A 21863-nucleotide genomic window follows, 5' to 3' on the forward strand; every position below is an offset into this window, starting at 1 on the left:
CAAATACCTCGCCATCATCGGGCCACTGGGGCGCGTAGCGCAGGCCCCGGGGCAGAATGCGCCCGCCCCGACCTCCCGCGCTACCTGCTTGACCACCCGTCCCTCCCCTCCGCGCAATGCCCTGCCCGCCTGCGGCGTGGTAGGTGCAACACTGCTGGCGCTCATTGCGCTGGGCCACGACGGCCGGCGCATCGCGCAGCTCGCGGTGCTTGCAGCGCCCATGGTGCTGTGGCTTGCGTGGCCATTGCGCAGCACGCAGATGCGGCGATTGCGCACCCTGCTGGTCTGGCTTTGGGCCATTGGCTTCGCACTCGACGGCGCAGTGCGCGCCTACCTGCTCGACACCTACCAGGCCGCGCCCGACAGCGCGATGGTGCTCGGCGCCGCAGCCAACACCAACGCGCGCGAAGGCACCGAATACCTGTGGATGCATTGGCGCTCCGCGGCCGTGTGGTGTGCCGTGCTGGCCGTTGCGGGCGTGCTCATGGGCATGTTCGCGCGGCGCGGTGCGGTGGCCCCATCCGTCCGGCCCGCGCGATGGGCCGTGGCGCTGATCGCGCTGCTGCTGCTCGTCGCATGCGCCGCCTATGCAAGCAAGCCCTGGCGCCGGCTGCATCCCGCGATTTTCTGGACGCAGTGGGCGAACTCCGTCCACACGCTGCGATCCGCCTGGGCTGACCAACAGAAACAGCGCGACCGCCTGATGGCGCAGGCCAGGAGCATCGCGCCCGCCATATCGCAGGCAGGCCCCTCCACCGTCGTACTGGTCATCACCGACAGCATCAACCGCGACAACATGGCCCTGTACGGCTACGGGCGCCCGACCACGCCGCGCCTGCTGGCGCACAGGGCGCAGGCCGGAGGGCAGATGGCGGTGCTGAAGAACGCATGGTCGGTCGACGCCAGCACCCTGCCCGCACTGCGCAACATGTTCCGTTTCGGCCTGCCCGACAGCGACAACCCGCCGCATGTGCTGGCGCTGGCGCGCGCCGCAGGCTACAAGGTCTGGTGGATCAGCAACCACGACGACCTCGCCATCGAGCAGCAGCATGCGCGCCTCGCCGACGTGGTGGACATGGTCAACCGCACGCCGGGCCGCGCCAGCGCCTCGCTCGACGGCGAGATCCTCGACTGCGTGCAGGAGGCGCTGCAGGATGCGAGCACCGACCGCAAGCTGATCGTCGTTCACCTGATGGGCGCGCATCCGCACTACAGCCTGCGCTTTCCGGAGAACGCCAATCCTTTCGACGATGATGTCGACGCGGTCGAGAACGGCCTCGTGAAAGACGGCCGCTCGGCCTGGGTGCGCCGCTTCCGCCAGGAGTACGACGCCGCGCTGCTGTACCACGACTTCGTGGTGTCGGAGCTGCTGCAGCAAACACGCACCGCGGGCAAGCCTGGCGACTACCTCGCGTGGATGTACCTGTCGGACCACGGCCAGGAAGTGGGCCACGTCAGCGATCGCGCGGGCCACAGCCCATCGACCGCATCGGGCTATCGCATTCCGGCCCTGATCTGGCGCAACCGCGACGCCTTGCCGGTCGAAGCGGAGCAACGACCTTTTCGCGCGGACTGGACCGCCTGGGTCCTCGCGGACTTGCTCCGCATCCGATGGAATGGCCAAATTCCCACGCGCAACGTGCTGAGCGACGCCTATCGATGGCAGGCGCCGGAGATGCCGGTGGCCATCGAATCCTTTTCGCGCTGACGCCCCCTCCGGAGAGAAAACGATGACGAAGGAAGTAGTGTCGATGTTCCCGTGCTCGGGCAGGCACCGCAGGGTGCTGCCGGTGGTCCTGTGCCTCTTCGCCTTGCCGAGCGCCGCGGGCTGGAGCATCGACGACGATCGCTCCAATTCGTTCAAGCACGGCCTTTACGAAATCAGGGAAGAAGCGAGGCGGTTCGTCTTTCAGGAGAACGCCCGCCACGGCACGCACTGGGAAGCCATCGAACCGAACGCCAAGGTCTTCGTTCCGTTGTGCAAGACACCGCTGAAAACCGGTTGGGCCACAGGATCGCCCCGTCCCGGCGTCAGCGTGGCATGCGCCCGGTCCGTCGACGGGAGCTATCGCGCGTGGAACGTCACCGTGCCGGTGCGCAACGGCCCCGCCGGATCGGCGCACTGGCCGTGCAGCCGCGCGCGCCCACAGGACCTCAGTGCGCAGGAACCAGGAAGTCCTGGCTGATGCGCCCGCCCAGCTCGTTCACCCGGTCGAGGAACTGCGTGAGGTACGCGTGCAGCCCGGTCGCCAGGATCTCGTCGACGCGCGCGTACTGCAGGTCGGCCAGCAGCTTGCCGGCGCGGCGCTGGGTTTCGGCGCTCTGCTCGTTCTGCACCTTCGCGAGGTTGTTCACCACCTCGACCAGGCTCGCGTGCAGCGAGCGCGGCATGTCGGCGCGAAGAATCAGCAGTTCGGCCACGCGCTCGGGCTTGATCACGTCGCGGTACACCTTGCGGTAGACCTCGAAGGCCGAGACGCTGCGCAGGATCGCGCTCCAGTGATAGAAGTCGTACTCCTGGTCTTCCTCGGTGGCGGTGCCGAAGAACTCGCTGTTGAGTGCGTGGAACTTCACGTCAACCAGGCGCGCGGTGTTGTCGGCGCGCTCCAAAAAGGTGCCCAGGCGCGAGAAATAAAACGCCTCATCCTGGAGCATGGTGCCCAGCGTGACGCCGCGCGAGAGGTGCGAGCGGAACTTGACCCATTCGAAGAATTGGCCCGGGTCGCGCTCGAAGTCGCCTGCGCGCAGCATGCGGTTCACTTCGAGCCAGGTGGTGTTCTGCGTTTCCCAGGCTTCGGTGGTGAGCGCGCCGCGCACGGCACGGGCGTTCTCGCGCGCGGCTTTGAGACAGGACACGATCGACGAGGCATTGCTCTCGTCCTTGACCATGAACTCCATCACTTCCTTGGGCGCGATCTGGTCGTACTTCTTGTTGTACCAGGGCAGCAGCTCGCTGATGGAGAGCACGCCCTGCCAGCCGTACTTGGCGACTTCGGCGGACTGGGGCAGCAGCGAGGTCTGGTAGTTGACGTCCAGCATGCGCGCCGTGTTCTCGGCGCGCTCGGTGTAGCGGGACATCCAGTAGAGATGGTCGGCGGTGCGTGACAGCATCGGTGGTGCTCCTACTACGATTGGCTTTGCGACTGCGCGGGCGCCGCCTTGGGCTTGGGTGCGCGGTCGGCTTCGAGAATCCAGGTGTCCTTGGTGCCGCCGCCCTGCGACGAGTTGACCACCAAGGACCCCTCTTTGAGCGCTACGCGCGTGAGGCCGCCGGGCACCATCTGCACCTCGCTGCCCGAGAGCACGAAGGGGCGCAGATCGATGTGGCGCGGCGCAATGCCGGCGTCCACGAAGGTGGGCGAGGTCGACAGGCTCAGCGTGGGCTGGGCGATGTAGCCGTCGGGCTTGGCGATCACGGCCTTCTTGAAGTCCTCGATCTCGGCCTGCGTGGCGGCCGGTCCGATCAGCATGCCGTAGCCGCCGGCACCGTGCACCTCCTTGACGACCAGGTCCTTCATGTTGTCGAGCGTGTACTGCAGCTCGTCCTTGTTGCGGCACATGTAGGTGGGCACGTTCTTCAGGATCGGCTTTTCGCCGAGGTAGAACTCGACCATCTTCGGCACGTACGGGTAGATCGACTTGTCGTCGGCCACACCGGTGCCCACGGCATTGCAGATCACGACGTTGCCTTCACGGTACGCGCGCATCAGGCCGGCGCAGCCGAGCGTGGACGTGGGGCGGAACACCTCGGGGTCGAGGAAGTCGTCGTCCACGCGGCGGTAGATGACGTCGACGCGCTTCGGCCCGCGCGTGGTGCGCATGTAGACGAAGTTGTCCTTGACGAACAGGTCCTGTCCCTCGACCAGCTCCACGCCCATCTGCTGCGCGAGGAAGGCGTGCTCGAAGTAGGCGCTGTTGTACATGCCCGGCGTGAGCACCACCACCGTGGGCTCGGCCGTGGCCGGCGGCGCGCTGGCGCGCAGCGTCTCTAGCAGCAGGTCGGGGTAGTGCGCGACCGGCGCGATGCGGTTCTGATTGAACAGCTCGGGGAAGAGCCGCATCATCATCTTGCGGTTCTCCAGCATGTAGCTCACGCCGCTGGGCACGCGCAGGTTGTCTTCGAGCACGTAGTACTCGCCGTTGCCCTGGGCATCGGGCGCGCGCACGATGTCGATGCCCGAGATGTTCGAGTAGACGTTGTGCGGCACGTTGACGCCCATCATCTCGGGGCGGAACTGCGCGTTGTTCAGGATCTGCTCGGCCGGGATGATGCCGGCCTTGATGATTTCCTGGTCGTGGTAGACGTCATGAAGAAAGCGGTTGAGCGCCGTGACGCGCTGCACCAGCCCCTTTTCCATGCTCTCCCACTCGTGGGCCGGAATGATGCGAGGCAGCAGGTCGAACGGGATGAGCCGCTCGGTGCCGGAGCCGTCCTCATCCTTCGCGCCATACACCGCGAAGGTGATGCCGACCCGGCGGAAAATCATTTCCGCCTCTTCGCGTCGCGAACGCATCACCTCACCGGGTTGCTTCGCGAGCCATTGGTCGTAGCGCTTGTAGTGCTGTCGGATCGCAGCCCCCGCATAGGGCAACTGCTCATACATCTCGTCGAATTTGTGCATGGGACGACCAATCTCCTTGAGCTATAGCTTAGCAAGTTCAGGGCCAGTAGAACCCCTTATGCCGAGGCCGCGTGCGGGTCGAGCGACTTTTTTTTCGGCCTGGCGCAAGCGTCCCGATGATGGCAGGAACAACGGCCTCCCCCGAAAATCCAGAGCCGGCTTCAGGGCGGGCTGTGCTGCCAATATCGCGCGTTCCGCTCGCGCTCGCAGGCCAGGTCCCCGGGGCGCACGCTGCTCCAGTGCGCTGCGCCGCACCGGGTGTTCTCGACCAGCCGACCGCCGCGCTCCAGGTAGCGCGCCGCCACTTCCTGCGCCGGATGGCCGAAGCGGTTGCGGTACCCCGCCTGGACGATAGCGATGCGCGGCTTCACCGCGTCGAGGAACGCCGGGCTCGACGAGGTCTTGCTGCCATGATGCGGCACCAGCAGCACGTCGGCGCGCAGCAGTTCCGGCGTGCGCGTGACGAGCGCCGCCTCCTGCAACCGCTCAATGTCGCCGACCAGCAGCGCCACGGCGCGGCCGCTGTCGATGCGCAACACGCACGACACCGCATTGGGTTTGGTGAAGCCGCGGTAGTCGGTGTCGAACGGATGCAGCACCTCGAAGCGCACGCCGTCCCAGCTCCAGGCCTGCCCCGCCTCGCAACGCCGCGCCGCACGCATCGCCTGCAGCGGGTGCGTGGCCTCGATGGAACTCAGCAGCGCGGCCTGCGGCTGCATCGCGAGCACCGCGGGCGCGCCGCCGGTGTGGTCGAGGTCGCGGTGGCTCAGCACCAGCGTGTCGAGGCGCTCGCCGTATGCCCGCAGCAACGGCACGAGCACGCGATGGCCGGCATCGCTTTCCAGGCTGTAGCGCGGGCCGGCGTCGTAGAGCAGGCTGTGTGTCGCGGTACGCACGAGCACCGCGTTGCCCTGGCCGACGTCAGCGGCGAACAGTTCGAATTCGCCGGCCGCGGGCCGGGGTGCCTGCCACAGCAGCACCGGCAACAGCAGCGGAACGCCGAGGGCGCGCTGCGACCCGGGCAGCCGCATGGCCAGCAGCGCGCCGCCGGCCACGCCGCAGGCGGCCATCCACCAGGGCGGCGCGGCCACCGAGAGCGTGGCATACGGCAGCCCGGCCAGCCATTGCAGCAGCAGCGCCAGCACCTGCACGGCGCGGGCCGCCAGATCCCACAGCGGCGCCACGGCCACGCCGAGCATCGCCAGAGGCGTGATCACCAGCGTGACCCAAGGGATCGCCACCGCATTGGCCAACAGGCCGATCAGCGAAACCTGCTGGAACAACAGCAGGCTGAGCGGCGTGATCGCGAGCGTGATGACCCACTGCTCACGCAGGAACTGGAGCAGGCGGGAAGACGCGCCGGTCTTCCGCTCTCCGGGCACCCCGGCGTCGGTGGCGAACAGCACGCCCACCGCCACGAAGCTGAGCCAGAAACCGGCCTGCATCAAGGCCCAGGGATCGAGCGCGACCACCACGGCCGCCGTCAACAGCCACACATGCGGCCAGGGCCAGCGCCGGCCCGTGAGGCGCAGCAGCGCGACCGTCGCCAGCATCCAGACCGTGCGCTGCGAAGGCACGCCCCAGCCGCTGAACAGCGCATAGAGCGTGGCGAGCAGCACGCCGCCCACCAGCGCGGCCTGCTGCGCGGGCAGGCGCAGCGCGCGGCTGATGCTGCGCCGCCACAGCAGGCCGACGACGTGCGCGGCCAGCCAGGCGAACATGGTGACGTGGAGGCCGGAGATCGACATCAGGTGCGCCACGCCCGTGGCGCGGAAGACGTCCCAGCCCGAGCGGTCGATGGCGCTCTGGTCGCCGGTAACCAGGGCCGCGATCACGCCTGCCTGGGCACGGTCGAGCACGCGTTCGAAGACGGCGTCGCGCACGGCTTCGCGTGCGCGCTCGATGGGATGCCGCCACGTTGGCGCAACGAGCGCGGGCGCCGCATCGCGCGTGCCGGTTCGCACAGTGCCGCCGGCATGCAGGCCCTGCTCCCACATCCAGAGCTCGCTGTCGAAGCCGTGGGGATTGCGGTTGCCGTGCGGCGCCTTGAGGCGCACCGTCAGGCGCCATCGCTCGCCGGCGTGGAGGGGGCCGACAGCGCTGGCCGTCGGCGTGCGGCCTTCCGAAGCCCGGTCCCACAGGCCTGAACCTTCCGAATACCAGCCGAGGGCAATGCGATCAGGCACGGTGGGCCGCCCCTCCTCGCCGGGGTCGGCCCAGCCCGCAGACTCGACATCCAGACGGAACCGCGTCCCGCCCTCGCTGCGCTGGGGCATCTCCGACACGACACCGGTGACCTGCAGGTCGCGCCCTTCGAGCGCCGGGTCCAGCGCACCGCCCGCGTAGATGGCGGCGCGCCATCCCGCAAGCCCCGCACCCGCCATTGCGCCGCACACGAGCGAGGCCAACAACAGCCCCCGGCCCGACAGGCGCCACCACCACCACAGGCCGGCCCCGGCCCCGAGCAGCAAACCCGCATACATCCATGCCCGCCAAAGCCCCGCCTGCTGCAACTGCAGGACCGCACCGAGCAGCGAACCGCACAGCGCCGCGAACACCCACGATCTGCCCGCGGCGGCACCGGACGCGCGAAACGGCGTCAACGAGAAACTCCCGAACCCATGATGCAAACCCTCCCCAAAGTCACGCTCAGTGGCGCGTTAATTGCTTTGCAACTGGGCTAGTATGCGTCTCACAAGAGACATCTTTTCGATGCAATCTCGCAGCACTGCACATAAAAACGCATGTCCATTCACGCCGCTCTCCACCACGTCACCCACTACAAATACGACCGCCCGGTGCAGCTGGGCCCACAGGTCGTGCGCTTGCGGCCCGCGCCGCACTGCCGCAGCAACGTGATCTCGTACTCGCTGCGGGTCGAGCCGGCCGAGCATTTCGTCAACTGGATGCAGGACCCCTTCGCCAACTACCAGGCGCGGCTGGTGTTCCCCGAGAAGACGCGCGAATTCAAGATCACGGTCGACCTCGTGGTCGAGATGGCGGTCTACAACCCGTTCGACTTCTTCCTCGAGCCGCAGGCCGAGAACTTCCCTTTCAAGTACACGCAGTCGCAGGCCGAAGAACTCGCGCCCTACCTCGTCACCGAAGCGCCCACGCCGCTGCTGCAGGCCTACCTCGACAAGATCGATCGCAAGGAGCAGCGCACCATCGACTTCCTGGTCGGCATCAACCAGCAGGTGCAGCAGGACGTCAACTACCTGATCCGCATGGAGCCCGGCGTGCAGACGCCGGAAGAAACGCTCGCCAGCGGCAGCGGCTCCTGCCGCGACTCGGGCTGGCTGCTGGTGCAGCTGCTGCGCCACTGCGGACTGGCCGCGCGTTTCGTCTCGGGCTACCTGATCCAGCTCACGCCCGACGTGAAGGCGCTCGACGGCCCGAGCGGCACCACGGTCGACTTCACCGACCTGCACGCCTGGTGCGAGGTGTTCCTGCCGGGCGCAGGCTGGATCGGCCTCGACGCCACCTCGGGCCTGCTGGCCGGCGAAGGCCACATTCCGCTGGCCTGCACGCCCACACCATCGAGCGCCGCGCCCATCGAGGGCGGCGTGGATGAGTCGGAGGTCGAGTTCGGCCATGAAATGAAGGTCACGCGCATCTACGAATCGCCGCGCGTCACCAAGCCCTACACCGAAGAGCAATGGTCCGAAGTGCTGGCCCTGGGCGACGCCGTCGATGCGCGCCTGAAGGCCGGCGACGTGCGCCTCACCATGGGCGGCGAGCCCACCTACGTGGCCACCAGCGACCGCGACGCGCCCGAATGGAACACCGACGCGCTCGGCCCCACCAAGCGCGGCTACGCCACCGAACTCGTGCACAAGCTGCGCGCAGAGTACGGCAAGGGCGGCTTCCTGCATTTCGGCCAAGGCAAGTGGTACCCGGGCGAGCAGCTGCCGCGCTGGGCGCTGTCGATCTTCTGGCGCGCCGACGGCCAGACGCTGTGGCACGACCCCGAGCTCTTCGCCGACGAGCGCTTTCCCACGCAGTACACGAGCGAGGACGCGCGCCGCTTCACCACCGTGCTGGCGCACAAGCTCGGCCTGACCGAGCGCTACATCCAGCCCGGCTACGAAGACACCTACTACTACCTCTGGCGCGAACGCCGCCTGCCGGTGAACGTCGACCCCTTCGAGTCGAAGCTCGACGACGAACTCGAGCGCGTGCGCCTGCGCCGCGTGTTCACGCAGAAGCTCGACGCGGTGATCGGCTACATGCTGCCCATCGAGCCCGGCAACGCGAACAGCGATGCACCCGCGCTCGCCGGCCCCGGCTGGAAGACCGGGCCCTGGTTCCTGCGCGACGACCGGCTCTACCTGATCCCGGGCGACTCGCCCATGGGCTACCGACTGCCGCTCGACTCGCAGCCGTGGGCGAGCAAAGGCGACTATCCCTACCTGATCGAGCGCGACCCGACCGCGCCGCGCGGTGCGCTGCCGAGCGCGGCCGACTACCGTGCGCGCTATGCCGTGGCGGCAGGCGGTGCGGAGGGTGACCGCGGCGCCGTGCCCTATGCCTTCGGCACGCCGCCCGTCGTGGCGGCCTCGCTGCGCATGCAGGCACCGGGCAGTGCAGGCGAAGGCGGCGCAGCCACGGCCGCCGACGAGGCTGCCGACGAGGCTGCCGACAAGTCGTCCACCACCGCGCGCCAGCCGCTGCGCGGCGAATCGGCCCACTGGGTCACGCGCACTGCGCTGTGCGTCGAAGTGCGCGACCCGCGCCGCGCCAACGGCCCCGCGGCCGAGAAGAAGGGCAATGCCTCGGGCGTGCTCTACGTCTTCATGCCGCCGCTCGCGCGCCTGGAGGACTATCTCGACCTCGTCGCGGCCGTCGAAGCCACCGCGCGCGAACTCGGCATGCGCATCGTGATGGAAGGCTATCCGCCGCCGCGCGACCCGCGCCTGAAGATGCTGGCCGTCACCCCCGACCCTGGCGTGATCGAGGTCAACATCCACCCGGCGCACAACTGGAAGGAACTGGTCGATCACACCGAGTTCCTCTACAACGCCGCCTTCGAAACCCGCCTGTCGGCCGAGAAGTTCATGACCGACGGCCGCCACACCGGCACCGGCGGCGGCAACCACTTCGTGATGGGCGGCGCCACGCCGGCCGACAGCCCCTTCCTGCGCCGGCCCGAGCTGCTGGCCAGCCTGCTGCTGTACTGGCACAACCACCCGTCGCTGAGCTATTTGTTCTCGGGCATGTTCATCGGCCCGACCAGCCAGGCGCCGCGCGTGGACGAAGCGCGCAACGACCAGGTCTACGAGCTGGAAATCGCGCTGAAAGAGATCGCTAAGAACCGCGAGATCTACGGCGCCAACATGCCCGCATGGCTGGTCGACCGCACGCTGCGCAACATCCTGATCGACGTGTCGGGCAACACACACCGCAGCGAGTTCTGCATCGACAAGCTCTACTCGCCCGACTCGAGCACCGGCCGCCTCGGCCTGCTGGAGCTGCGCGCCTTCGAGATGCCGCCGCATGCGCGCATGAGCATCGCGCAGCAATTGCTGATCCGCGCGCTGGTGGCCCGCTTCTGGGACGAGCCCTACAAGGCCCCCGTCACGCGCTGGGGCACCGAGCTGCACGACCGTTTCCTGCTGCCGACCTTCGTGAAGATGGACTTCGACGACGTCATCAGCGAGATGCGCCAGGCCGGCTACGCCTTCGACGCCGACTGGTTCGCGCCGCATTTCGAGTTCCGCTTCCCGCTCGTGGGCCAGATGCAGGCGATGGGCGTGGAGCTGTCGCTGCGCAATGCGCTGGAGCCATGGCACGTGATGGGCGAGGAAGGCTCGGCCGGCGGCACGGTGCGCTATGTCGATTCGTCGCTCGAGCGCATCGAGGTGCGCGTGACCGGCCTGAACGAAAGCCGCCATGTCGTCACCGTCAACGGCAAGGTGCTGCCGCTGCAGCCCACCGGCGTCACGGGCGAGTTCGTGGCCGGCGTGCGCTACAAGGCCTGGAACCCGCCGTCGGCGCTGCACCCGAGCATCAAGGCCCATGCGCCGCTGACATTCGACCTGGTCGACACCTGGATGAAGCGCTCGCTGGGCGGCTGCCAGTACTTCGTCGCCCACCCGGGCGGGCGCAACTACGACACCTTCCCGGTCAACGCCTACGAGGCCGAAAGCCGCCGCCATTCGCGCTTCACCCGCACCGGACACACGCCCGGCCTCATGCGCACGCCCCCGGCGACCATCGAGCTGCCGGGCAGCCGTGAATTCCCGTTCACGCTGGACCTGCGGCGGTAAGGGGTCATTCGGCACGCTGCCCGAACGGACGCCCCGTGACGGCAGTGTGACAATCCACCCCTGTGGAACCTTTGAACGAATCCCTGTTCGACGCCGAGGCGCTGGAGTTTCCAGCTGCCCTGGCGTCGGCGCTCGCCCCTGCGGCCCTGCCCGGTCATTTCGATGAACTGCGCGGAGCGGCCACGGCGGCTGCGCCCGTGCGGCCGGCGGCGGGAGCCGTGCCTGCCGCCGCTGCGCCGCTCTATGACACCGCCGGTGAGCGGCCGGTAGCGTCTGGCCAGTCTCAATCGCAATCCCAGTCCCAGACGCAGACACAGGCCCCGCCCGGCGAACAACCGCCGCTCACGCCCGCCTGGAACGCCTTCTTCGATCAACTCGGCCCCGACGGCTTCAGCGACCTGCCCCGGCGTGCAGCCAGCCTCGAGCGCCAGATCCGCGACAACGGCGTCACCTACAACGTGTACGCCGATGCCAACGGCCCGCAGCGGCCTTGGTCGCTCGACCTGTTCCCGCTGATCGTCTCGCCCGAGAGCTGGAGCCAGATCGAGGCCGGCGTGCTGCAGCGCGTGCGCGTGCTCGACCGCGTGATGGCCGACGTCTACGGCCCGCAGCAGCTGCTGGCCGAAGGGCTCATTCCGCCGGCGCTGGTGCGCGGCCACCCCGGCTACCTGCGCGCGCTGCACGGCGTGAAGCCGCCGGGCGACACCTGGCTGCACATCGCGGCCTTCGACCTCGCGCGCGGCCCCGACGGCAACTGGTGGGTGGTCTCGCAGCGCACCCAGGCGCCCTCGGGCCTGGGCTATCTGCTCGAGAACCGTTTGGCCATCACGCGGCAGTTTCCGCAGGCCTTCGAAGCGCTGCACGTGCAGCGCCTGGCCGCCACCTACAGCGCCATGATGGAAGGCCTGCAGCGCATGTGCCCGGCCGGCGTGCCGCCGCACATCGCGCTGCTCACGCCCGGCCCGTACAACGAAACCTATTTCGAGCACGCCTACCTCGCGCGCTACCTGGGCCTCACGCTGGTCGAGGGCAGCGACCTCACGGTGCGCGACCAGCGGCTGTACCTCAAGACGCTGCAGGGCCTTCGCCCGGTGCACGGCCTCATCAAGCGGCTCGACGACCAGTTCCTCGACCCGCTGGAGCTGCGCCCCGATTCCACGCTCGGCGTGCCCGGCCTGCTGCAGGCCATTCGCGCCGGCAATGTGCTGGTGGCCAACATGCCGGGCTCGGCGTTCCTCGAGTCGCCCGCGCTGCTCGGCTTCCTGCCGGGCCTGGCGCGCCGCCTGATCGGCGAGAAGCTCAAGCTGCCCGCGTTGCCCACCTGGTGGTGCGGCGAGCGCGCGGCGCTCGAATCGGTGCTGCCGCAACTGGCCGACTGCGCCATCAAGCCCACCTACCCCGGCTTCGACGGCCACGCCAGCTTCGACGCCGTGCTCGGCAGCCAGCTCGGACGGCGCGAGCTCGACGAATGGGCCGGCCGCATCGTGCGCGAAGGCGACGGCCACACCGTGCAGGGCTATCTGCCGCTGTCGCAGATGCCCACCTGGGCCAACGACATGGGCCCGGGCCACATCGCGCCGCGCGCAGTGCTGCTGCGCGTGTTCGCGGTGAGCGACGGCGCGCAATCGTGGCGCGTGCTGCCCGGCGGCCTGGCCCGGCTCGCGGGGCCCGACGCACAGATCGCATCGATGCAGCGCGGCGGCAGCAGCGCCGACGTGTGGGTGCAGACCCACGGCGAGGTCGACCGCACCACGCTGCTGCAGCCGCACGCCACGCCGGCCTCGCTCGCGCGGCACCGTGCCCCCGTCACCAGCCGCGCCGCGGAGAACATGTTCTGGCTCGGGCGCTACACCGAGCGCGCCGAGAACGCCGTACGCCTCGCGCGCCTCACGCTCAACCTGCTGGGCAGCGAAGACCAGTCGTCGCGCCCGCTGCTCGAATGGCTGCACCGCATGGCGCTGCGCAACGCACTGGTGCCAGCCGAGGCGCCCAGTGCGCCGAAGTCGCGCCGGGTGTTCGAACGCGCACTGATCGCCGAACTCGGCGACGTGGAGCGCGGCGGCAGCGTGGGCTTCAGCCTGATGTGCATCCGGCAGGCCGCCGCCGCCGTGCGCGAACGCCTGTCGCAGGACAACTGGAACCAGATCGTGCGCGCCGAGGCCGACTTCCTGCGCCGCGCGGCCGAGCAGGCCGGCGAAGGCAGCTTTGCCACCGGCGCCGCGCTGCGCGCCCTCGAATCCGCCAGCACCGCGCTGGCCGCCATGACCGGCGCGCAAACCGACCGCATGACGCGCGACGATGCCTGGCGCCTGCTGTCCATCGGCCGCCACATCGAACGCCTGGGCTTCCTGTCGAACGCGCTGGAGGCCGGCTTCGAGAACGGCGCCGTGCACGAGGTCAGCGGCTTCGAGGCGATGGTGGCGCTGTTCGACAGCACCATCACCTTCCATGCCCGCTACCAGCAGCGCCGCGATGTCGCCACCATGGTCGACCTGCTGGTGCTCGACGCCGAGAATCCGCGCTCGCTCGCATGGGTCACTCAGACGCTGCGCGGACGCATCGCCCGGCTGGCCGGCAGTGCGCCCGGCAAGCTGACGGCGCTGTCGTACGAGTTGTCCGATCCGGCCAGCTGGACGCTCGAACACCTCTGCGCCACGGGGCCTCATGGCAACTATCCGGCCCTCGCCGAACTGCTCGCCAACTGCGAGACGGCGGCCTACCATGTGTCGGACGCCATCGGCACACGCTACTTCACGCTGACCTCCGAATCGCTGCGCTCCGTCGGGGCGTGAACAGGCACTCCCCCATGCTTCGCGCACTTCGTGTCGCTACGCACACCCCCTCGCTGGGGGCAACGCCTGCGGCCCGGCAAAGCCGGTTCCGCGGCGTTCCACAATAAGTTCACGGAGAAGCACCGCCATGCCCCACTGCGTCACCATCAACCGCCGCTTCGCACTCACCGCCGCGGGCCTCTTCGCGGCCCTCGCCATCGCCGGCTGCGACAAGCAGGAGCCGGCATCCGCACCGTCCGCCACCGGTGCACCGGCGGCACCGGCCGCCGCGCGCGTGCTCGTGGTCGGCACCGACGCCGCCTACACGCCCTTCGAATCGCAGAACGACAAGGGCGAGATCGTGGGCTTCGACATCGACGTGGTGAAGGCGGTCGCGCAGAAGGCGGGCTTCGAGGTGAAGTTCGTCAACACGCCGTGGGAAGGCATCTTCAATGCGCTCGACCAGGGCGACCGCGACCTGCTGGTGTCGGCCATCACCGTCACCGACGAGCGCCGCCAGACCATGGACTTCTCGCAGCCCTACTTCGACGCCCGGCAGCTGATCGCCGTGAAGAGCGACTCGCCCGTCACGAAATTCGAGGACATCAAGAACATGAAAGTCGGCGTGCAGAACGGCACCACCGGCGACGAGGTCGTGGGCAAGCTGCTGGGCAAATCGAGCACCGCCATCAAGCGCTTCGAATCGACGCCGCTCGCGCTCAAGGAACTCGAGGCCGGCGGCGTGCAGGCCGTGGTGGCAGACAACGGCGTGGTGGTGCACTACATCGCGAACAACACCGCGGGCGGTTTCAAGACCGTGAGCGACGCGGGCTTTCCGGTCGAGAAGTACGGCATTGCCGTGAAGAAGGGCAACGCCGAACTGCTGGCCAGGATCAACCAGGGCCTCGAAGGCATCCGGGCCGACGGCACCTACGCGAAGATCTACGCTTCGCACTTCGGCGCCGAGGCCAAGTAGACCCACGCAACGGGCACTGTCGATCATGCTGCTTCACGTCACCCACGAAACGCGCTACGAGTACTCGCCGCCGGTCGAGACCGCGCAGCACCTTGCCCACCTCAAGCCGCTGGCCACGGATTCGCAGCGGCTCGTGAGCCACCGGCTTGCCATCGAGCCGGCGCCTGCGCAGCGCAACGAGCTGGCCGACCTGTACGGCAACACGCGCGCCTTCTTCGCACTCGAAGCCACGCACGACCGGCTCGTCGTCACGGCCGAGAGCGTGGTCGAAACCTCGCAGCCCGTGCTGTCGCCCGCCGTGGCGCGCGAACTGCCGTGGGAAGCCGTGCGCGAGCGCTTCCGCTTCCGCAAGGACGCCACCTTCGATGCGGCCTCGGAGTTCGTCTTTCCCTCGCCCTACGTGCCGCGCCACGGCGACTTCGCGGCCTATGCGCGCGCCAGCTTCGTGCCTGGCCGCCCTACCTTCGACGTGGCGATGGACCTCACCGAGCGCATGTACGAGGACTTCGCGTACGACGCCGACAGCACCGAGATCAACACCCCCGCCGTCGAGGCTCTCGCACAGCGCAAGGGCGTGTGCCAGGACTTCGCCCACATCATGATCGCGTGCTTCCGCACCATGGGCCTGCCCGCGCGCTACGTCAGCGGCTATCTTCTGACGCAGCCGCCGCCCGGCCAGCCCCGGCTGGTGGGCGCCGATGCGTCGCACGCCTGGGTGTCGGTGTACTTGCCCGGAAAGGGCGAGGACGACGGTTCCGAGAGCGCGGGCGGCTGGGCCGATTTCGATCCCACCAACGGCCGCCAGCCGGGCGAGGACTACGTCACGCTCGCCATCGGCCGCGACTATTCCGACGTGTCGCCGATGCGCGGCGTACTCCATGGCGGCGCCAGGCACACGCTGCGGGTCGGCGTGACCGTGCAGCCCGTGGGGGAAGTGGTCGAGGGCCTGCCGCAAACACAGACACAATCGCCTTCCCAAGACAAGGAGTCTCCATGAGCGTTTACGACAAACTTTCCAGCCTCGGCATCACCCTGCCCCCGGTCGCCGCCCCCGCGGCCGCCTACGTGCCCTTCGTGCAGACCGGCAACCTCGTGTTCCTCTCGGGCCACATTGCGAAGAAGGACGGCAAGGTCTGGGCCGGCCAGCTCGGCGCCAGCATCAGCACCGAGGAAGGCAAGCAGGCCGCACGCGCCATCGCCATCGACCTGCTCGGCACGCTGCACGCGGCCGTGGGTGACCTGAACAAGGTCAAGCGCATCGTCAAGGTGATGAGCCTCGTGAACTCGGTCGGCACCTTCACCGAACAGCACCTCGTGACCAACGGCGCGAGCGAGTTCTTCGCCGAAGTCTTCGGTCCCGAAAAGGGCGCGCATGCACGCAGCGCCTTCGGCGTCGCTCAGGTGCCGATGGGAGCCTGCGTGGAGATCGAGCTGATCGCCGAAGTCGGCTGATCCCGTCGATCTTTTTTCAGTTGACGCCCGGCTCGGGCGAGCCGCTGCGGCAGCGGGCAGCGCTCGTCCAGTCACTCCCCCGGCGCGGGGCTGCGCGCCTTCTCGCGCGAGACGAACAGCACGATCAGCACCGTCGCCATGCACTCGACCACCGCGATGATCGTCAGGCCCTGCGCATATTGCCCCGTGCTGCTCTTCAGGTAGCCCAGCAGCTGCGGCGAGAAATACCCCGCCAGGTTGGCCACCGAATTGATGAACGCCAGGCCCACCACCAGCGCCGTGGCAGACAGGTAGCGGCTCGGTATCTGCCAGTAGATCGGGATCGAGCCCATCGTGCCGGCCGACGACAGCGCCAGCGACACGATCACGCCGGCCATGTTTTTCTGGCCCAGGAAGTAGGCCGTGAGCAGCAGGCCCAGCGCTCCCAGCCCGGCCGCGATGGCCGTGTGCCACTTCACCTCCTTGCGCCGGTCCGAGAGGTAGCCGTTGCCGATCATCCCGATCCAGCCGCAGGCGTAGATGCCCGCCATGACCCAGCCCAGCGTCTTGATGTCGTTCACGCCGACCTCCCGCACGATGCTCGGCCCGTAGTACACCAGCGTGGCATTGCCCGCCACGATGCAGAAGAAGATCAGCGTGAGCACCCAGAGCTGCGGGTTGCGCATCGACGCCAGGAAGCTGTGCTCGCGGTGGCCCAGGCTCCTGGCCTCGAGCACCAGTTCGCTCTCGACATGCGCCTTCTGCCGCGCGCTCAGCCAGCGTGCCTTGGCGGGCGAATCGCTGAGGACGAAGTACGCCACGGCCCCCGCCACGATCGATGGAATGCCCTCGATCACGAACAGCCACTGCCAGCCGCGAAAGCCACCCACGCCGCCGAGCGCTTCCATCAGGTAGGCGGCGATCGGGCTGCCGAACATCAGCGACAGCGCGGAAGCCGAAACGAAGAACGCGAGCGCCTTGCCGCGCCGGTGTGCGGGCAGCCAGTAGGTCAGATACAGGATCACGCCGGGCTGCAAGCCCGCCTCGAACGCCCCCATGAGGAAGCGCAGCGCATAGAACTGCAGCGGTGTCTTCACCCAGGCCATGAGCACGCACACCACGCCCCAGCCGATGGTGATGCGCATGATGGTCTTCTTGGCGCCGAACTTCTGCAGCAGCATGTTGCTCGGCACTTCGAAGAAGAAGTAGCCGATGAAGAACACGCCCGCACCCGCGCCGTAGATGGCGTCGGACCACTGCAGGTCGCTCATCATCGTGAGCTTCGCGAAGCCGACGTTGACGCGGTCGATCCACGCCAGGAACCACACCAGCGTGAGGAAGGGAATCAGGCGCCAGACGATGCGCCTGAAGGTCAGGTCGCGTTCCGCGAGCGAGTCCACGCCCGTGCCTGACGCCGCTGCAGATGCGCCCGGATTTGCCGCCGTGCTCATGCTCATGTCTTGCTCCTCATGTTCAGGACGCGACTTCGAGTCGCGCACACAGCTGCCGCATTGCGGCGGAAATCGGTGCGATCACCGGCACGCCGAAGCGCGGTGCCAGCGCCAGCGCGGCCTGGCCCAGCGGGCCGCCGCCAATGATCACGGCCTGCGCGCCGTCTTCGTCTATGCAGCGCTGCACGGCCCGTGCCAGCGCGTCCTCCAGCGCTTGCGGTTCGGCCGCCAGTTCGCGCGGGTCGCCCTGTGTCAGGCGGGTGCCTGCGTACAGGCCGAGCAACCCGAGCGCACGGGCGCGCCGCTCGATGGGTGCCACCAGCTCGGGCGTCACCGTGGCGATGCCGAAGCGCCGATGTCCATTGCTCGCCTCGCGCATCGACGCCTCCGCGATGCCGACCACCGGCACCCGCGCGTTCGCTCGCACGAGGTCGATTCCCGGGTCGCCGAAGGCACTGACGATCACGCCGTCCCAGCGCGCAACGCCAGCCTCGCGCCACACCTTCAGCACCTCGGTGGCGGCGGCCTCGAGCTCCTGCTCGTTGACGATCATCGAGGGCCCGCCCGTGGCGGTGCGGCCGGTCACACGGCAGCCCGCAGGGGCCTCGCCGTTGGCGATCTTCGTCATCATCTCCGTGGTGGCGGTCGACGAGTTGGGGTTGATGAGCAGGATGTCCGTCATGCGAGAAGCTTTCTGAGGTTCAACCCGGCTGCGCGATCTTGGCGGCCGGGGTGGCGTCGGTGGCCGGGCCTTCACCGGGCAGGGGCAGTGCGTCGGGCGACTGGCCATAGGTTTCCGGCACGCTCTGCACGCTGATCACGAAGACCGCGTACATGCCGGCCGCCAGCCCGAACACGCCGACGAGGCCGAAGGCATCGAACAGGCGCCCGGCGACGAGCGGCATCAACGCGCCCGCCGCGGTGCCCGTGGCCAGGATGAAGGCAGTGCCGAAGGCCCGCACGCGCGTCGGGTAGAGCTCGGGCGCGAAGATCCAGATGGTCGTGTTCAGCAGCAGCACGAAGAACTGGAACACCGCGCCCGCAATGAGGATCACGGCGATGCTCTTGGCCACGAAACCGATCGTCAGGGCCGCCAGGCAGGCACACACGGCGCCGGCCGTCAACACGCGCTTGCGCGGAAAGTGAAAACCCAGCAGCGACGCCGCAATGGCGCCCAGCAGGCTGCCGCCCTGCATCACCATCGTGAACACCAGGCTCTTCGACATGCTGTAGCCCAGCGTGACGAGGATGGTCGGCATCAGCGTGAGCACCGAGATCTGCGCGCCGTAGGTCATCCAGATCGTGATGCACAGCGGGATGGTGCGCCGCGCCAGCGCACCGCGGAAGATCTCGGTGACGCGCACCTTGACCTTCGCAGGCTGCGCGTGCGCGCCATCCTCGTTGATGTACTGCTGCTGCGGCACTTTCTTCGCCGAGAGCCGGCCCGACGCCAGCCGCGACAGCACCGCGTTCGTCTCCTTCACGCGGCCCTGCGAGAGCAGAAAGCGCGGCGTTTCCGGAATGTAGCGGCGATAGAACGCGCCGAGCAGCGCCGGCACCATGAGGCAGGCAAAGAGCCAGCGCCACGCGTTGTCGCCCGGGAACATCCAGAACACCAGCAGGCCGAAGCCCGGCGCGAGGAAGTTGCCGAGGCCGCCTGCCCCCACGTTGACCAACCCCACTGCCGTGCCGCGGAACCTGGTCGAGCAGAACTCGGCCAGCATGGTCACCGCAATGGCGATCTCGCCGCCGAGTCCGAAGCCGACTATGGCACGCCCGAGCGCCATCACCGTGAAGTTCGGCGCCGTCGCGCAGACGCCCGCGCCCAGCGTGAACAGCAGCAGATCGAGCGACAGCATCACACGGCGTCCGTAGCGATCGGCAATGAAGCCCGAAACGATCCGCCCGATCGCCGCACAGGTGAAGGTGACGGTGTTCAGCAGGCCGATGTCCGATGCGCTCAGGCCCCACTGCTGGCGCAGCATGGGCCCCACGATGCCGACGGCGTTCTGCTCGAAACTGTCGAACAGGCAACCGATCAGGATCAGAAAGATGATCGTGTGATGCGAGCGCGTGACACCGATCTTGTCGAGCGCGCGGTCGAGCTCGGCAACCCGGGGCGAGTCAGGCCCGGAGGAAAGTGCAGGTCCAGCCATTGGAAACCCCTTGAGAAAGGAAGAAGTGCTTGCTCGGTGCTGTCCGGAATCGCCTTTCGCATGCTATCGGCGACCTCGTTGCAATGACATATCGATTTCACCTATATATGTTTTGTGAAATCATAATTTCAGTCACAAGCAACCATGAGCAAGCGCCATGCCCGAACTTTCGGGGAATTACAGGGGAAATTTCAGGCCGGGCGCACCGTGAACGTGCGGGTGCGCACCGTTGGCGTGCGGCTCAGAGCTCGCCGTTTTCCTCGTGGCCGAGCTCGATGGCTGCCAGCCGCTTGCGGCCGGCGGAGCCGGAGGCCTCGATCACCATGGTGGCGAGCAGATCGCACACGCCCATCACCGCGGTGTGGTTGTCCAGCAGCCCGGGGCCGCGGCAATCGCACTGCAGCGACCAGGTGGCACCGGCAAAGTCCGGCGACGCCCGGTCGCTGATGTAGACGATGCGCGCGCCGATGCGGCTCGCGGCCTCGAGCAGGGTGTCCATCTGCCGCGTCTGCCGGCGCGTGCCGAAGACGATCACGCAGTCGCGCGTGCCCAGCCCGGCCAGGTGCTCGGCCAGCGTTTCTCCAGGCCCCGGAATGGCGGTGACGCGCGGGACCACCTGGATGATCTGCCAGCGCAGGTACTGCGCGAAGGCATGGCTGCTGCGGCTGCCGAAGATCAGCACCTGGTTCGCGCCGATGATCGCCTTGACGATCTCTGCCATCTGCCGGTCGTCGAGCCGATCGAAGGTGCTGGCCAGGTTGGCCTGAGACTGCTGGAAATGCGTGGCCACCAGGTGGCCCCGCTTGGAAGCCTCGGTGGCGTTCTGGAACAGCGGCGAGCCGGTCTGCTTTTCCTCACGGACCTGCCGCCGGGCCTCCTCGTAGTTCTCGTACCCGATGCGGCGGATGAAGCGGCTTACCGTCGAGGGCGACACGCCCGCAAGCTCCGCCAGTTCGTTACCGGCATAGCTCGCCAGCTCGCCCGGGAACTCCAGCACGAAGTCGGCAAGCTGGCGCTCCGTCGCGGACAGCTGGTCGAGCTGGCTGCGAACGCGGCGGACGAAGGAGTCTGCGGAAGGTGACATGGCGGTCTGGGCACGCGATGATGCCAGCTTCAACTGTTCGCGGATGCTAGAGCGCCCGCGACGAGCCCCGCACCACCAGCTCTCCAGGCAGCAGCAACTGGCGCGGCGCCGCGTCCAGTCCCCGCAGCCGCTCGATCAGGCAGGTAGCGGCGGTGCGGCCGATGGCGTCGGTGGGCTGGGCCACGGTGCTCAGGCCGGGACCGATGAGCGAGGCCCATTCCGGATCGTCGAAACCGACGAAGCCCAGGTCGGTGCCGAACTGCCAGCCCAGCCGCGCCATCGCCTGCGCAATGCGCAGCGTGACCACCGCATTGCCCGCGACCACGGCCGCGCGTCGGCCGCGCTTGGCGCGCTGGCGCAAGGCGCGCAAAGCCTCGTCGAGCGCATCGCTCTCACCCTCGACCGATTCGAACACCTCGCCCGCCACGCGCGGCTCATGCGCGGCCACGCAGGCGCCGAACGCTGCCGTGCGTTCGCGCCGCGAGCTCACGCCCTTCTGCGGCTCCGTGACGTAGAGCAGATCGCGGTAGCCGCCTTCGACCAGGTGGCCGCAGGTGGCCGTCATCGCGGCAGGGTTGTCGAGCGAGACGAAGTCCGTGTGCATGCCCGCGTGGCGGCGGTCGACCAGCACCGCCGGCTTGCCGTGCAGCGTGACCGCATCGACCACGTTGCTGCCTCGACCCAGCGTGTTGAGGATGAAGCCGTCGACCTGGTAGCCAGCCAGCGCATCGATGGCTTCGCGCTCGCGTTCGCTCTCGTTGCCGAGGTTGAACAGCATCACGAGATAGCCGGCGTCCTGGCAGGCCTTCTCGGCGCCGCGCAGCACCGCGACGGAATACGGGTTGGTGATGTCGGCCACGATCAGGCCGATGAGGCGCGAACGGCCATGGCTCAGGGCCTGCGCCATCGGACTCGGCGAATAGGCGAGCGCGGCGATGGCGACTTCGACGCGCGCGGCGATGTCGGGGCTCAGCAGGCGTTCGCGGTGGTTGAGGAAGCGCGAGACGGTGGCCTTGGAGACGCCGGCCGCCGCGGCGACATCGGCGATAGTGGCGCGGCCCGTCGGCTTCATGGTCTTGCTCCTTCCCCCCCTGGGGGAAGGT

The 21863-nt window shown here is 68.3% G+C and carries 15 protein-coding genes; 7 read left to right on the forward strand and 8 right to left on the reverse strand.

Annotation, left to right across the window (positions count from 1 at the left end):
- The first annotated feature begins 88 nt into the window (after nucleotides 1-88).
- Both ACEN9N_RS13840 and ACEN9N_RS13845 read left to right on the forward strand, forming a co-directional pair.
- Nucleotides 89-1708, forward strand: coding sequence for a phosphoethanolamine transferase (locus ACEN9N_RS13840; protein WP_495656307.1), 1620 nt, complete (start codon nucleotides 89-91; stop codon nucleotides 1706-1708).
- A gap of 22 nt (nucleotides 1709-1730) precedes the next feature.
- Nucleotides 1731-2186 carry a hypothetical protein gene (locus ACEN9N_RS13845; protein WP_495656308.1) on the forward strand — a complete coding sequence of 152 codons (456 nt, stop codon included), beginning with the start codon at nucleotides 1731-1733 and terminating at the stop codon, nucleotides 2184-2186.
- On the opposite strand, the gene ACEN9N_RS13850 is transcribed toward ACEN9N_RS13845, so the two are convergent.
- From ACEN9N_RS13850 to ACEN9N_RS13860, 3 genes are all read right to left on the reverse strand, one after another.
- Nucleotides 2155-3111, reverse strand: coding sequence for an alpha-E domain-containing protein (locus ACEN9N_RS13850; RefSeq protein ID WP_007831588.1), 957 nt, complete (start codon nucleotides 3109-3111; stop codon nucleotides 2155-2157). The two genes, ACEN9N_RS13845 and ACEN9N_RS13850, sit on opposite strands and share 32 nt — an antisense overlap.
- 14 nt (nucleotides 3112-3125) lie before the next feature.
- Nucleotides 3126-4622: a circularly permuted type 2 ATP-grasp protein gene (locus tag ACEN9N_RS13855; RefSeq protein ID WP_007831587.1), complete on the reverse strand. Its 1497-nt coding sequence runs from the start codon at nucleotides 4620-4622 to the stop codon at nucleotides 3126-3128.
- A gap of 161 nt (nucleotides 4623-4783) precedes the next feature.
- Complete coding sequence (locus ACEN9N_RS13860; RefSeq protein WP_495656309.1) at nucleotides 4784-7225, reverse strand: DNA internalization-related competence protein ComEC/Rec2; 2442 nt, start codon at nucleotides 7223-7225, stop codon at nucleotides 4784-4786.
- 141 nt (nucleotides 7226-7366) lie between these two features.
- Between ACEN9N_RS13860 and ACEN9N_RS13865 the strand changes: the two genes are divergently transcribed.
- From ACEN9N_RS13865 to ACEN9N_RS13885, 5 genes are all read left to right on the forward strand, one after another.
- Nucleotides 7367-10891: a transglutaminase family protein gene (locus ACEN9N_RS13865; RefSeq protein WP_495656310.1), complete on the forward strand. Its 3525-nt coding sequence runs from the start codon at nucleotides 7367-7369 to the stop codon at nucleotides 10889-10891.
- A gap of 62 nt (nucleotides 10892-10953) precedes the next feature.
- On the forward strand, nucleotides 10954-13683 hold the full coding sequence (locus ACEN9N_RS13870; protein WP_495656311.1) for a circularly permuted type 2 ATP-grasp protein: 2730 nt from the start codon (nucleotides 10954-10956) through the stop codon (nucleotides 13681-13683).
- 127 nt (nucleotides 13684-13810) lie between these two features.
- Nucleotides 13811-14638, forward strand: coding sequence for a basic amino acid ABC transporter substrate-binding protein (locus tag ACEN9N_RS13875; RefSeq protein ID WP_495656312.1), 828 nt, complete (start codon nucleotides 13811-13813; stop codon nucleotides 14636-14638).
- 25 nt (nucleotides 14639-14663) lie between these two features.
- On the forward strand, nucleotides 14664-15635 hold the full coding sequence (locus ACEN9N_RS13880) for a transglutaminase family protein (protein ID WP_007838551.1): 972 nt from the start codon (nucleotides 14664-14666) through the stop codon (nucleotides 15633-15635).
- Complete coding sequence (locus ACEN9N_RS13885) at nucleotides 15632-16090, forward strand: RidA family protein (RefSeq protein ID WP_495656313.1); 459 nt, start codon at nucleotides 15632-15634, stop codon at nucleotides 16088-16090. The genes ACEN9N_RS13880 and ACEN9N_RS13885 overlap by 4 nt, the downstream gene beginning before the upstream one ends.
- A 71-nt stretch (nucleotides 16091-16161) precedes the next feature.
- Here ACEN9N_RS13885 and ACEN9N_RS13890 read toward each other — a convergent pair whose 3' ends face one another.
- The 5 genes from ACEN9N_RS13890 to ACEN9N_RS13910 all read right to left on the reverse strand — a co-directional run bounded on the left by ACEN9N_RS13890 (nucleotide 16162) and on the right by ACEN9N_RS13910 (nucleotide 21832).
- A complete protein-coding gene (locus ACEN9N_RS13890; protein ID WP_237726176.1) occupies nucleotides 16162-17520 on the reverse strand; it encodes an MFS transporter in 1359 nt (452 codons plus the stop codon).
- A 22-nt stretch (nucleotides 17521-17542) separates the two neighbouring features.
- Nucleotides 17543-18202: an aspartate/glutamate racemase family protein gene (locus ACEN9N_RS13895; protein WP_413316139.1), complete on the reverse strand. Its 660-nt coding sequence runs from the start codon at nucleotides 18200-18202 to the stop codon at nucleotides 17543-17545.
- A gap of 19 nt (nucleotides 18203-18221) precedes the next feature.
- Entirely contained in the window at nucleotides 18222-19676 is a 1455-nt protein-coding gene (locus ACEN9N_RS13900; protein ID WP_495656314.1) for an MFS transporter, read from the reverse strand.
- A 241-nt stretch (nucleotides 19677-19917) separates the two neighbouring features.
- Complete coding sequence (locus ACEN9N_RS13905) at nucleotides 19918-20760, reverse strand: MurR/RpiR family transcriptional regulator (protein WP_007838561.1); 843 nt, start codon at nucleotides 20758-20760, stop codon at nucleotides 19918-19920.
- A gap of 46 nt (nucleotides 20761-20806) precedes the next feature.
- Complete coding sequence (locus ACEN9N_RS13910; RefSeq protein ID WP_413316137.1) at nucleotides 20807-21832, reverse strand: LacI family DNA-binding transcriptional regulator; 1026 nt, start codon at nucleotides 21830-21832, stop codon at nucleotides 20807-20809.
- Between the last annotated feature and the right edge of the window lie 31 nt (nucleotides 21833-21863).

The sequence above is a fragment of the Variovorax sp. Varisp46 genome, assembly GCF_059491885.1.